General features: G+C 63.2%; 8 protein-coding genes. 5 read left to right on the top strand and 3 right to left on the bottom strand.

The features are described from left to right. The first annotated feature begins 158 nt into the window (after positions 1-158). The 3 genes from QQF40_RS08835 to QQF40_RS08825 all read left to right on the top strand — a co-directional run bounded on the left by QQF40_RS08835 (position 159) and on the right by QQF40_RS08825 (position 3,338). The gene (locus QQF40_RS08835; protein ID WP_285461115.1) at positions 159-1,340 is read left to right on the top strand and encodes an ABC transporter substrate-binding protein; all 1,182 of its coding nucleotides are present in this window, start codon (positions 159-161) and stop codon (positions 1,338-1,340) included. A 107-nt stretch (positions 1,341-1,447) separates the two neighbouring features. Continuing rightward, on the top strand, positions 1,448-2,335 hold the full coding sequence (locus QQF40_RS08830; protein ID WP_285461114.1) for a branched-chain amino acid ABC transporter permease: 888 nt from the start codon (positions 1,448-1,450) through the stop codon (positions 2,333-2,335). Positions 2,336-2,408: 73 nt separating this feature from the next. Continuing rightward, a complete protein-coding gene (locus tag QQF40_RS08825) occupies positions 2,409-3,338 on the top strand; it encodes a branched-chain amino acid ABC transporter permease (protein WP_217485862.1) in 930 nt (309 codons plus the stop codon). Between the two features lie 482 nt (positions 3,339-3,820). On the opposite strand, the gene nirD is transcribed toward QQF40_RS08825, so the two are convergent. Genes nirD through QQF40_RS08810 form a run of 3 tightly spaced genes read right to left on the bottom strand, consistent with a single transcriptional unit; the run spans position 3,821 to position 8,357 of the window. After that, positions 3,821-4,243: a nitrite reductase small subunit NirD gene (nirD, locus tag QQF40_RS08820; protein WP_217485860.1), complete on the bottom strand. Its 423-nt coding sequence runs from the start codon at positions 4,241-4,243 to the stop codon at positions 3,821-3,823. A 17-nt stretch (positions 4,244-4,260) separates the two neighbouring features. Next, positions 4,261-6,918, bottom strand: a complete 2,658-nt coding sequence (gene nirB / locus QQF40_RS08815) for a nitrite reductase large subunit NirB (RefSeq protein ID WP_285461113.1) — start codon at positions 6,916-6,918, stop codon at positions 4,261-4,263. Further along, positions 6,915-8,357: an NAD(P)/FAD-dependent oxidoreductase gene (locus QQF40_RS08810; protein WP_285461112.1), complete on the bottom strand. Its 1,443-nt coding sequence runs from the start codon at positions 8,355-8,357 to the stop codon at positions 6,915-6,917. The genes nirB and QQF40_RS08810 overlap by 4 nt, the downstream gene beginning before the upstream one ends. A gap of 842 nt (positions 8,358-9,199) precedes the next feature. Between QQF40_RS08810 and QQF40_RS08805 the strand changes: the two genes are divergently transcribed. Further along, positions 9,200-12,064, top strand: coding sequence for a nitrate reductase (locus QQF40_RS08805; RefSeq protein WP_285461111.1), 2,865 nt, complete (start codon positions 9,200-9,202; stop codon positions 12,062-12,064). Continuing rightward, positions 12,033-13,034: a uroporphyrinogen-III C-methyltransferase gene (gene cobA / locus QQF40_RS08800; RefSeq protein WP_254627082.1), complete on the top strand. Its 1,002-nt coding sequence runs from the start codon at positions 12,033-12,035 to the stop codon at positions 13,032-13,034. Before QQF40_RS08805 ends, cobA begins: the two co-directional genes overlap by 32 nt. Positions 13,035-13,286 lie beyond the last annotated feature (252 nt).

The following is a 13,286-nucleotide window of genomic DNA, read 5'->3' as shown; positions in this document are numbered from 1 at the left end:
AATCACAATATTGCCGGGAAAACCGGTCTGGAGATGTCATGCACGCCACCGCTTCATGCAACGCCACCGTTTCATCCAGTGCCACCCCCGTCGCGTCACCGTTGTCCCGCCGCATCACGGCGGCTACACGCCGGCGCCTGTTGCCCCTGTCTGCGCTCATGATGGGGTCACTCCTGTTGGCGGGAATCGCGCAGGCCGATATCAGCGACGGCGTGATCAAGATCGGCTATCTGGCCGACATGTCAGGCACCTATCGTGACCTGGCCGGCCCGGGCGGCCTCGATGCACTCAAGATGGCGGTCGAGGACTTCGGCGGCAGCGTCAACGGCATGCCGATCGAGGTATTGAGTGCCGATGACCGCAACAGCGCCGATGTCGGTGCCAATACGGTGCGCGGCTGGATCGATCAGCAGAATGTCGACATGGTCGCCGGGCTGGTGGCCTCATCGGTGAGCATCGCGGTGACACGGATTCTCGCCGAACAGGACACGCTGGGAATCGTCTCCGGCTCGGCGGCTTCCAGCATCACCAATGAGCATTGCACGCCCAATCATGTCCACTGGGTGTACGACACCTATCCGCTGGCGCATGGCACGGCCAAGGCGATCGTCGATGAAGGTGGTGACAGCTGGTTCCTTTTGACCGCGGACTACGCCTTCGGTCATGCCCTGGAAGGCGATGTGGAAAAGGTGGTGAACGAGAGCGGCGGCACCATCGTCGGCAAGGTACGTCATCCATTCCCGACCAGTGATTTCTCCTCCTACATCCTGCAGGCGCAGGGTTCCGGGGCCAAGATCGTCGGGCTGGCCAATGCCGGGTCGGACACCGTCAATGCGTTGACCACGGCGAGTCAGTTCGGCGTGGTGCAGGCTGGGCAATCGTTGGCGGGGCTGCTGATCTTCCTCAACGACGTGCATGCCCTGGGGCTTGAGGTGGCGCAGGGGCTGCAGCTCACCACCGGCTGGTACTGGGACCTCAATGACGAGACACGTGCCTGGTCCCAGCGCTATCACGAGCGCAATGAGCGCATGCCGACCATGGTGCAGGCCGGTATCTACTCCAGCACCCTGCATTACCTGAATGCGGTCGCGGCCACCGGTAGCGATGACACCGCCACCGTGCGCACCAGAATGGGCGAGACGCCGGTCAACGACATGTTCGCCAGCAACGGCACCATCCGTGCCGATGGGCGCATGGTGCACGACATGTATCTGGTCAAGGTCAAGGCGCCCTCCGAGTCTCAAGGCGAGTGGGATGTCTATGACGTGATCCGCACCATTCCCGGCGCTGAAGCCTACCGACCGCTGGCGGACAGCCAGTGCGAGCTGGTCAAGGGCTGAAGCCGAACATCAGTCGAGTCGCTGAGACGTATGGCATGGCGCTGCCGGTCGGATGATCGGCAGCGCCGAGCGGCTGACGCGAATGGGCGCTGAAAAGGAATGGGCGGATGACCATGATTTTTGGAATACCCCTGATGGTGCTGTTCGGTCAGCTGATGCTGGGGCTGATCAACGGTGCCTTCTATGCATTGCTGAGCCTTGGGCTGGCGGTGATCTTCGGTCTGTTGCGCATCATCAACTTCGCGCATGGTGCCCAGTACATGCTGGGCGCCTTCGCGGCGCTGCTGGGAGCGCAATATCTGGGGCTCAACTACTGGACGGCGCTGATCGTGGTGCCGCTGGTGGTGGGGGCCCTGGGCATCGTGGTCGAGCGTCTGCTGCTGCGGCGCATCCAGCATCTTGATCACCTCTATGGGCTGTTGCTGACCTTCGGGCTGGCGCTGATCTTCGAGGGCACGCTGGTGAATCTGTTCGGAGTCTCGGGGTCGAGCTATCCGATCCCCGAGGCGCTGAGTGGCGGCTTCAAGCTGAGCTTCATGTTCCTGCCCACCTACCGCGCCTGGGTGCTGGTGGCGGCGTTGGTGGTCTGCTTCGGAGTCTGGTTCCTGATCGAGCGCACGCGCCTTGGAGCCTATCTGCGCGCGGGAACCGAGAATCCCGAGCTGGTGCAGGCCTTCGGCATCAATGTGCCCTTGATGGTGTCGCTGACCTACGGGCTCGGCGTGGCGCTTGCCGCCTTCGCCGGCGTACTGGCCGCGCCCTTGTATCCCGTCTCGCCGGCCATGGGCTCGAGCCTGCTGATCGTGGTGTTCGCGGTGGTGGTCATCGGCGGGATGGGCTCGATTCTCGGCGCCATTCTTACCGGGCTCGCGATGGGGCTGATCGAGGGGCTGACCAAGGTGTTCTATCCCGAGGCTGCCAATACCGTGATCTTCGTGGTGATGGTGATGGTGTTGATGCTTCGCCCTGCCGGGCTGTTCGGAAAGGAGGCCTGACATGGCCGTACTGCAACAGGATCACCAGGCCGCGCGTGCAGGCAGCGCGCCGCGCAGAATCACCCCGCTGGGCATGCTGTATCTCGTGCTGTTCCTGCTCGGGTTACTGGCACCCTGGGTCGCCTATCCCGTCTTTCTGATGAAGATTCTGTGCTTTGCGCTGTTCGCCAGCGCCTTCAATCTGCTGCTCGGCTTCGTGGGGCTGCTGTCCTTCGGGCATGCTGCCTTCCTGGCCACGGGCGCCTATATCACCGGCTTCTTGCTCGCGGAATACCCGGGCCTGAGTCCGGCGTTGGGCATCGTGGCCGGTACGCTCGGCGCGGTAGTGCTGGGGACGCTGTTCGGGGCGCTGGCCATCCGGCGGCAGGGCATCTACTTCGCGATGATCACGCTGGCCCTGGCCCAGATGATGTTCTTCTTTTTCATCCAGGCGCCGTTCACCCATGGCGAAGATGGCCTGCATGGCGTGCCGCGCGGTGAGCTGTTCGGCATGTTCGATCTGGCGAACAATCACACCCTGTATTACTTCGTGTTCGCGATCTTCGTGGCGGCCTTTGCCCTGATCCGGCGCGTGGTGCATTCCCCCTTCGGTCAGGTGCTGAAGGCCATTCGCGAGAACGAGCCGCGCGCCATCTCGCTGGGCTATCACACCGATGCCTACAAGCTGGTGGCCTTCGTGCTGTCGGCGGGGCTGGCAGGCCTGGCGGGGGCGACCAAGACGCTGGTGTTCCAGCTCGCCTCGCTGGGTGATGCCAGCTGGCACATGTCGGGGGAGGTGATCCTGATGACATTGCTGGGCGGCGTCGGCACGCTGCTCGGGCCACTGGTGGGCTCCGGGCTGGTCATCGGGCTGCAGCATCAGTTGGCGCAATCCGCGCTGGGGGATTGGGTCAGCGTGATTCTGGGCGCCATCTTCGTGGTCTGCGTGCTCAGCTTCCGCAGCGGCATCATCGGGGAATGTCAGCGCTGGATCGCACGTCGTCAGCAGCGGGAAGAAAAATGAGCGGCGAGGGGCAAGAAGGAAAAGCGAGAAGCACGAAGGGAGATCAGCAAGACAGAGTGAGTGGCCCATCGTGTTTTGAAGCAAAGAAATCCATGGCTTGTCGCTGTCTGCTGGCATAAAAAAAGTCCACCCCAGATAGGGTGGACTTAAATGCCATTGTATATCGAGGGGGATACGCCGGTCCCGGATCCTCGACTCAGCAATGAGCACGCCATGCGAGATAGCCGCCATTTGCCATCTCGCTGTATAGATTGCATGCCCGATGCCAGCTTTACAGTATCCTCAGTAAAAACAATGGCTTGAGATATTAATGCCTGTTTGTGAGCTGCCAGCTGTCGGTCAGATGACTCGAGGCGTGCGCGCTGCTGGGCGATTCATGGTGCGTTGCAGCATGATTGTGCACCAAATATGTGCCGTTTTTCGAGCATATGCGTACGTCATCAATCACTTATGTGGCTTGCAGATGTGGTTTGCGGGTGTGGCTAGCAGGCATCGTCTGTCCGCTGGCACTGTATCTGTACCTCGCCGCCTGCCAGACGCACAGGCCACACCGTCAAGGCAAGAGTGTCTTCGTCCAGGCATTGGCCATCACTGAGTCGATAGCGCTGCTTGTAGAGTGGCGAGATCACCAGTGGCTCTCCGGCGTGATCGCCCAGCAGGCCGCGGGCAATCACGTTGGCGCCTGACACCGGATCATGATGGTCGATGGCGAACAGCGTGAGGTCATCGCTATCGGCTATGGCCGGCAGCGTGAACAGGGCGATCTGGCAGGCCTGGCCGTCCGCCTCAAGCCAGGCGGCGACGCCGGAGCCCGGTACCAGGTCCTCGCGCTGGCAGAGTGTCACCCAGCGACGGGATGATGTCGCCGTGGCGGAGTGGTGGGGCGATGCAGTATTCCGTGTCATGGCAAGTTCAGGCGATGTCATGAGCGTACCTCCGTGGCCAGGTGGATCGTTGACTGAGGCTGATGTTCTGCCACTGATTCGCATGCGCCACCGTCGCTGATGATCAGATTGTCACTGGCCAGTTCATCGCGGCTGGCGGGGCGGATCTGGTCGCGTTCGACGATGTTGACCACGGCCGGGTCGGGGCGCTGGTCATTGACGTAATTGCGGAAGCGTTTGAGTTTCTCGGGGCTCTTGAGGGCATTGGCCCATTCGCACTCGTAGCGGTCCACCACCTGCTGCATCTGCTCTTCCAGGGTTTCGCCGAGCCCCAGACTGTCCTCGAGAATCACCTCTTTCAGATAGTCGAGGCCGCCTTCGAGGCCCTCGCGCCAGACGGAGGTGCGCTGCAGGCGGTCGGCGGTGCGGATGTAGAACATCAGGAAGCGGTCGATGGTGCGGATCAGGCTCTCGTCGTCCAGGTCGGTCGCGAACAGCTCGGCATGACGCGGGCGCATGCCGCCGTTGCCGCAGACGTAGAGGTTCCAGCCGTTCTCGGTGGCGATCACACCGACATCCTTGCTCTGGGCCTCGGCGCACTCACGGGTACAGCCGGAGACGGCGAACTTGAGCTTGTGCGGGGAACGCAGGCCCTTGTAGCGGTCTTCCAGCGTCAGCGCCATCGCCATGCTGTCCTGCACGCCATAGCGACACCAGGTGCTGCCGATACAGGATTTCACCGTGCGGGTGGACTTGCCGTAGGCGTGGCCGGTCTCGAAGCCGGCGGCGATCAGCTCGCTCCAGATTTCCGGCAATTCATGCAGCTGGGCTCCGAAGAGGTCGATGCGCTGGCCGCCGGTGATCTTGGTATAGAGGTTGTAGCGCTTGCCGATCTCGCCGATGGCGATCAGCTTGTCCGGCGTGATCTCGCCGCCGGGGATGCGCGGCACCACGGAATAGGTGCCGTTCTTCTGCATGTTGGCCATGAAGGTGTCATTGGTGTCCTGCAGCGGAATGTGCGAGGACTCGGTGATCGGCGCGTTCCAGCACGAGGCCAGAATCGAGCCCACCGCCGGCTTGCAGACCTCGCAGCCCAGAGCATCGGGATGGCGTCCGTGGCTGGCCATCAGCTCGGCGAAGGTCTCGATGCCTTCGACGCGCACCAGCGAGTAGAGCTCCTGACGCGTGTGGGCGAAGTGCTCGCACATTGAGCGGTCGACCTCGACGCCACGACTTTCCAGCTCGGCGTCCACCACCTTCTTGAGCAGCGCCGCACAGCCCCCGCAGCCGGTGCTGGCCCTGGTGCAGGCCTTGATGGCGCCCAGATCACTGTTGCCGTCATCGATGGCGCTGCAGACATCGCCCTTGGAGACGTTGTGGCAGGAACACAGAGTGGCGCTATCGGGCAGGGCATCCGCGCCCAGCGTGATGGCCTCGCCACTGGCATCCGGCAGGATGAGTGCCGCCGGGTCCTTGGGCGCCGCAATGCCATTGGTGACGTACTGCAGCAGGGTGTCGTAGCGCGAGTTGTCGCCGATCAGTACCGCGCCCAGCACCTGCTTGCGGTCCTGCGAGACGATCAGGCGGCGATAGACGCCATCGGCCTCGTCACAGTAGCGATAGCTGATCGCGCCCTCGCTCTTGCCGTGGGCGTCACCGATGGAGCCGACATCCACGCCCAGCAGCTTGAGCTTGGTGGACATGTCGGCACCCTGGAAGCGGAAGCGCTCCTGCGCATCGCTTGTGGCATCGCCAGCGCTGGCGGCCAGCAGGGACGCCACGCCGCGGGCCATCTGATAGCCCGGCGCGACCAGCCCGAAGATGCGTGATTGCCACAGGGCGCACTCGCCGATGGCGAAGATTTCCGGGTCCGAGGTGCGGCATTCGTCATCGATGATGATGCCGCCGCGCTCGCCGATCTCGAGGCTGGCGCTGCGTGCCAGCGCATCCTGAGGACGGATGCCGGCGGAGAACACGATCAGGTCGGTCTCCAGGTATTCGCCATCGGAGAAGTTCATCCGCCACTGATGGTGCTCGCCGGGCACGATGTCGGTGGTGGCGCGATTGAGGTGCACCCCCACGCCCAGCGCAGTGATGTGTTGCTTGAGTGCAAGGCCGCCATCCTCATCCAGCTGGACCGGCATCAGGCGTGGCGCGAATTCGACGACATGCGCTTCCAGGCCGAGTGACTTGAGGGCATTGGCGGCCTCAAGTCCCAGCAGGCCACCGCCGACCACCACGCCACGTGTCTTGCCGTCGGCAGCGGCGCGAATCTGATCAAGATCCTCCAGGGTGCGGTAGACCAGACGATTGCTGGCGGCAGCCTCGCTTCCCGGCTCACCGAGGCCCTGGATGGGCGGCACGAAGGGGGTCGAGCCGGTCGCCAGTACCAGGCTGTCATAGGGATAGCGCCCGCGCGGAGTGATGACGTGGCCACCATCGCGATCGATCGCCGTGACGCATTCGTCCAGATGAAGCGTGATACCGACGCTGGCGTAATCCTCGACGCTACCGAGCGCGAGAGATTCGGCATCACGCCCGGTGAAATACTCCGAGAGGTGCACGCGGTCGTAGGCGATATGGCGTTCTTCGCCGAAGACATGAATCTGGTAGTGCGCGGTGGCACCCAGTGCGATCAGCTGTTCGACGCAGTGATGGCCAACCATGCCATTGCCGATGATGATCAGGTGTTTCATGCGGCCTCCTCGAAGGTGTCAGGGGTGTTGTCGGTCTTGTTCGTGGTGTTGGTCTTGTTGGTCTTGTCGGTCTTGTCAGAAGTGTCTTGAGTGCCCGGCTTGCCACCGGGGTCATCAGGCGCCGTCGGCGGGCCGTCCTGGGTCAGACGTGCGAGGGCTTCTGCCGGCATCAGCAGGAGGTCTTCGCGAATCCTGGTCAGTGGTGTGCCGGCCTTGAGCGCTTCGAACAGGGCATTGCCGGCACTGACGTCGCCGTAGAGCACTACACCGACCAGACGCTCCTCGCGCAGCAGCAGTCGGCGGTAGTCGCCCAGGGCGTGGTCCTGATAGACCAGCACCTCGTCATTCGTCTGTGGGGCAAGCTCGCCGCAGCTATAGAGGTCGATGCCGCTGATCTTGAGGCGCGTCGCCAGTGGCGCATTGCGATAGGGTGGAGTCGGTTGCGCGAGAAGCTGGCGGGCGAGCACTTCGGTCTGCGCCCAGATGGGCTCGATCAGGCCGAAGGTCTCGCCATCCACCTCACAGCATTCGCCCAACGCATGAATGTGCGGATCGCTCGTGAGCAGGTGGCCATCGACCTGGATGGCGCGCTGACAGGTCAGCCCTGCAGCACGCGCAAGCTCGATTTCGGGACGAATGCCGGTGGCGGCGATGGTCAGTCCGGCGTGCAGTTCGCGGCCATCCTTGAGGCGCACGCCGGTGATGCGGCCCGCCGGGGTCTCGAGCCACTCTTCGAGATACGCGCCAGTAATGATGTCGAGGCCACGCTCGCGAAGTTCCTGCTCCAGCAGTCCGGCCGCGACCTCATCCAGCTGACGGTTCATCAGGCGCTCGCTGCGTTGCAGCAGCGTCACCTCAAGGCCACCCTTGCGCAGGCCCTCGGCGGCCTCGAGCCCGAGCAGCCCGCCACCGATGACCAGTGCGCCAGCGCCCCCCTGCCGTCCGGCAAGGCAGGCGGCCTGCATCTGCTCGACATCCTTCAGATCGCGAAAGCCCATCAGCCCCGGCGGCCAGTCATTGGCGTACGACGCCTCTGGCAGGTGAGCTGGTAGCGGCAGAGGCAGCGCCGGGCGTGAGCCGGTCGCGATCACCAGCCGCTGATAGGGAATGCGGCCACCGCTGGCGGTCTCGACACAGCGAGCGGCGCGATCGATCTGGCTGACGGGGTCGCCGCTGATCCGTGTGATGCCATGCTGCGAGAACCAGTCGGCCTGCTGGCTGATCAGGCCTTCGGTTTGTGTCTCGCCCGCCAATAGCGGCGAGAGCTGAATGCGGTTGTAGGGGAGGTGGGGCTCCTCGCCGATCACCGTGGTCGGCCAGGGCAGCTGCTGATCAGGGCTCAGCGAGACCAGCTGCTCCAAAAGCTTCTGCGCCGCCATGCCGTGGCCGATGATGACCAGTGCTGGCGTAGGCTCGCGGGTGGTAGATGACGGATGCATTCTGCCTCCTTGCGCTGACGTTCTGGACGCATAAAAAAAGCGCCTGCTTGCCGCCGTGATGATCACGACGTCAAGCAGGCGCCTTTGCCTGGAAGATGAGGGCTAAGCATTGGATAGCGAGTTGCAGTGTTCAGGTGACGATGTCGCTGTCACCCGCAACTGCGGCAGGTCTGGCGGACCGTTGGCTGCTGCATGTCACTCATCGGAGTGATGTACTGCGAGACCTGCGATTCGGGGTCGTCATTGACCCAACCTGCCGATACTCAGGCGAATTCGGTGCCGCTCCAGAGAAAGTCGCTATTTTTCATTCGCTTGCAGTTGCAGATGCTCGAGGCACTGTCCTGACATGGTAGAGCCGGTCACGGTTGGGGGAGACATCAAGGCAGGGATTGGTGCAGTTGCATGCGCTGATGCACATGGCTGGTGCGTCAGCGATGCCTGGCGCTGGCCGACTCGCGCTGTTCGCCTCCTGGTTCGGTAGCTTATGGCGACCAAGTGATTGTTATTTATGGTGATTGATCAGGGTTGGTCTGTTAAGTGCGTCTGTCAGGTTATTGGTGTGATACCTGATTGAGGGTTCGCGACTCCGCAAGCTTCACTGTTGCGAGACCCGCGAACCGGCCAACGGCGGCTCTTCAATCATGCACGTCATGTCGACGTCTCGAAGACGAGATTGCGCACCCATCGGCATGACGAGGCCGTATCCACCGTCAGTTTCCATTGTCAGCCTGCAGGGCAGACCTGGACTGACCACGACAGGCAAAGGCGCCTGATGACCGCACATTACGTGGCGGGTCATCAGGCGCCTTTTTTCATGCTTACTGCACCAGGGAGTGATGTCGATGCAGGCCAGCAAGCCCCAGAGCACAAGTGAGTCTTCCCCCAGCAGCGCCTCGACGACCTGCCCGTATTGCGGTGTCGGGTGTGGCGTGTCACTTGAACTGGAAACCCGGGAGCAGGCAGGCGGTGAGCTCAAGCGCAGGGTCGTCGCCGTCAGCGGCGACAACGACCATCCGGCCAATTATGGGCGTCTGTGCGTCAAGGGGTCTGCGCTTGCCGAGACGCTGTCACCCAGCGGCCGCCTGACGCAGCCTCAGATACGCGATGCCGCTGGTGTGCTGCGAGAGGTGAGCTGGGATACGGCGCTGGATCTGATCGCTGCTCGCTTCGATGAGCTGCGCAGTACCCATGGTGGGGACAGCATCGCCGCCTATCTGTCAGGACAGCTGTTGACCGAGGACTATTACCTTGCCAACAAGCTGTTCAAGGGCTTCATCGGCACACCGCACCTGGATACCAATTCGCGGCTGTGCATGGCCTCGGCGGTCGTGGCGCACAAGCGTGCCTTCGGAGCAGACGCCGTGCCTTGCAGCTATGAGGATCTCGAGCGTGCCGAACTGGTGGTGCTGGTCGGCAGCAATCTGGCATGGAACCACCCGGTGCTGTTCCAGCGTCTCAAGCAGGCACGTATCGACAATCCGCTGCTGCGTATCGTGGTGATCGACCCGCGGCTGACCGACAGCTGCGAGATCGCGGACCTGTATCTGGGTATTCGCCCCGGCAGCGACGCGCGCCTCTTCAATGGCTTGCTGGCCTATATGGCTGAGCGCGGACGTACCGACCGCCTCTATCTGGAGGCCCACACCCAGGGGTTCGATGCGGCGCTCAAGCAGGCGAAGCGTGACGACTGCTCGCTTTCCGCGATTGCGCGGGATTGCGATATCGATGTGGAGCGTCTCGAGACCTTCTATTACTGGTTCGCCACCCAGCTGCACGTGGTCACGCTGTTCTCCCAGGGCGTGAATCAATCGACCAGTGGCACTGACAAGGGCAATGCGATCATCAATTGCCATCTGGCGGGTGGCAAGATCGGGCTGCCGGGCGCGGGGCCGTTCTCCATCACCGGGCAGCCCAATGCGATGGGCGGTCGCGAAGTCGGTGGTCTGGCGAACCAGTTGGCGGCACATATGGATTACGACACGCCGGGCGCGCGGGCGCTGGTCAGCGAGTTCTGGCAGGCGCCGAATCTACCCGAGGGGCCTGGTCACAAGGCCGTCGAGCTGTTCGCGGCGGTGGGGCGCGGCGAGATCAGGGCACTGTGGATCATGGCGACCAACCCGGCGGTGAGTCTGCCGGATAGTGCACGAGTGCGTGCGGCACTGGCGGCCTGCCCGCTGGTGATCGTCTCCGAGTGCATGGCCGACAGTGACACCCTGGCCTACGCCGACGTGGTGCTGCCGGCCAGCAGCTGGAGCGAGAAGGATGGCACCGTCACCAATTCCGAGCGTTGCATCTCGCGTCAGCGTGGCCTGCTGACTCCGCCGGGCGATGCGCGTCATGACTGGTGGCAGCTGGCGGAGGTCGGCAAGCGCATGGGCTATCAGGAGGCTTTCGACTACTCGGGGCCCCACGCGATCTTCCGTGAACACGCTCGCCTCTCGGGGTTTCGCAATGCTGCGCCGCATCTCAAGGCCGGTCGCAGGCCATCGGCGATACCCTCGGTCAAGCGGCTGTTCAACATCGCGCCGCTGGCGGAGCTGGATCGCGCGGGCTACGACGCGCTCAAGCCGATCCAGTGGCCGGTGCGCCGCGGGAGCAAGGGCGAGCTGACCGGCACGCCACGCCTGTTCGAGGATGCCACCTTCAACACCCCAAATGGGCGCGCACGCCTCGTACCCGTGGCACCGCAATTGCCGCAACAGACGCTGAGCGATGCGGCGCCGCTGCGTCTCAATACCGGACGTATACGTGATCAGTGGCACACCATGACGCGCACCGCGCGCAGTGCTCGCCTGATGAATCACCGGGCCGAGCCTTTCGTGGAGCTTCATCCGCAGGATGCGGCGGCTCGTGATTTGCAGGATGGCGGTCTCGCGCAACTCAAGGGACGTGATGAGCAGGGCGGGCTACGTGGGGATTATCGGGCTCGCGTGCGCATCAGCAGTGGTCAGCGTCGCGGGGAGGTGTTCATCCCGATGCACTGGAGCGACCACTTCGCGAGTCATGCCCGAGCCGGTGCGCTGCTGGCGGGTCTCGTTGATCCCTTCTCCGGTCAGCCGGAATCCAAGCATGGCGCGGTCGAGGTCGCGCCATTGCCGTGCGAGTGGCGGGCCACTCTGTTGATCGCCCCCACCATCCTGGCCGGGCGTGAGGACCTGGCGGATGCCGTGGCCCAGCTCGATGGGCGCTACTGGGCACGTATTCCGCAATCGGCATTGGTGCGCTACCAGCTGGCGGGTCAGGGGCAGCCGGATTGGCAGCATTGGTGCGAAGGCCATCTGGGTGTCCCGGCGGGGCTCTGGGCACAGGACGCCGCTCAGGGAGGCATCAGCGCAGCGGGCTTTCGTGATGGGCGCCTTGTCTGGTGGCTGAAGGTGATGCCGGGTGACGCACACCTCGATCGCCAACCCAATATCGCCTGGCTGGGCGAATGCTTTGCATCAGAGCAGCTCTCCGCGCATGAGCGGCGCAGCCTGCTGGCCGGCCGTCTCTCCGGGCAGGCGGACGTCGGGGCGATGATCTGCGCCTGCCATCAGGTCGGCGAGCTGACCATTCGTCAGGCCATCCAGTCCGGTGACGGTTCCGTGGAAGCACTGGGCGCGCGACTGGCCTGCGGCACTCGCTGCGGTTCCTGCCTGCCTGAACTCAAACGTCTTGTGGAAGAGGAGCGATCCGATGAGCGGACTGATTCGTTGGAAATGGCGTGACCTGATGTCGGTATCCAGCAGTGCAGAGTCTTTCGGGATTCTCATGGCACGGCTGACCGACGGCCTGATGTCGCGGCGCGAGTGGCGTGGAGGGAATCAGCATGCGCCGACGCGCAGCGATGCCAACGGGATTTCTCCCGCCTGGGAGGCGTTTCTTCCGGGGCAGGTCGCGCTGGTGGGCGCGGGGCCGGGGGACCCGGACCTGATGACGCTCAAGGCATGGCGAATGCTGAATGCTGCGGATGCGGTGGTCTATGACCGTCTGGTCGGCGGTGAGATTCTCGCTCAGCTGCCGGTTCACTGTGAGCGCTACTACGTCGGCAAGGCCTGCGGCAATCATAGTGTGCCGCAGGATGAGATCGGCGCGCTGATGGTGCGTCTGGCAGGGGAGGGCATGCGGGTCGTGCGCCTCAAGGGCGGTGATCCCGGTGTCTTCGGACGCATGGGGGAAGAGCTCGCGGCTCTCGATGATGCCGCCATCACGCGTCATATCGTGCCAGGCATTACCGCGGCTTCCGGTGCGGCTGCTGCCCTGGGGATGCCATTGACGGACAGGGCGCATGCGCAGCGTCTGCGTTTCGTGACCGCTCAGCTCTGCAGCAAGAGCGAGCAGCCTGAATGGCAGCAGCTGGCGCGTCGCGATGAAACGCTTCTCTTCTACATGGGGCTCAATCGTCTCGAGGTGATCTGCGATGAGTTGCAGCGTCATGGACTGCCGGCGGACTGGCCGATGATGCTGGTCGCCAATGCCAGCCTTCCCGAGCAGCAGACCCTGCATGGCTCGCTCGGCAATATGGTGAGTCGTCTGGCCGAGCATCCATTGCCGACACCGTGTCTGATCATCGTGGGCAGTGTCTGCCAGATGGCGGCGGGGAGAGAGAGTGCAATGGCCGATGCCATCGCACATGCAGCGACTCACATGTCTTGCAGGGTCCCTGTAGAAGAGAAGCATATTGAGAGGGTTGCATAGTGGAGGGCGTTTGATGGGACAGTGCTGACAGCGTTTGTCGAGGAAGTGGCTATATAGTGGACTCCCGTGTGATGTCTTTCGAGATGCCGTCCTGATGGTGCTAGAGAAACGCATGGACTCGCTTTGCACTCTTTTGGGCATTACTGCCAAAAAGCCCTTGCCCTCACGACAGTTCGTGCGTAAAGTACGCATCCGCTGCCGGGGACGCATGGCGTTACCAGCGGTGAAAGAGGTTTGCAGGTGATTGTTTTG

The organism is Cobetia sp. LC6, from assembly GCF_030264805.1.
Taxonomy (GTDB): Bacteria; Pseudomonadota; Gammaproteobacteria; order Pseudomonadales; family Halomonadaceae; genus Cobetia.
The sequence above is the reverse complement of the archived record's forward strand: the minus strand, read 5'-3'. Positions and strand labels throughout refer to the sequence as shown.

Coding starts and splice junctions, on each gene's coding strand:
- QQF40_RS08835 (WP_285461115.1), top strand. CDS start 159: ATGATGGGGTCACTCCTGTTGGCGGGAATCGCGCAGGCCGATATCAGC.
- QQF40_RS08810 (WP_285461112.1), bottom strand. CDS start 8,357: ATGCATCCGTCATCTACCACCCGCGAGCCTACGCCAGCACTGGTCATC.
- QQF40_RS08830 (WP_285461114.1), top strand. CDS start 1,448: ATGACCATGATTTTTGGAATACCCCTGATGGTGCTGTTCGGTCAGCTG.
- QQF40_RS08805 (WP_285461111.1), top strand. CDS start 9,200: ATGCAGGCCAGCAAGCCCCAGAGCACAAGTGAGTCTTCCCCCAGCAGC.
- cobA (WP_254627082.1), top strand. CDS start 12,033: ATGAGCGGACTGATTCGTTGGAAATGGCGTGACCTGATGTCGGTATCC.
- QQF40_RS08825 (WP_217485862.1), top strand. CDS start 2,409: ATGCTGTATCTCGTGCTGTTCCTGCTCGGGTTACTGGCACCCTGGGTC.
- nirB (WP_285461113.1), bottom strand. CDS start 6,918: ATGAAACACCTGATCATCATCGGCAATGGCATGGTTGGCCATCACTGC.
- nirD (WP_217485860.1), bottom strand. CDS start 4,243: ATGACACGGAATACTGCATCGCCCCACCACTCCGCCACGGCGACATCA.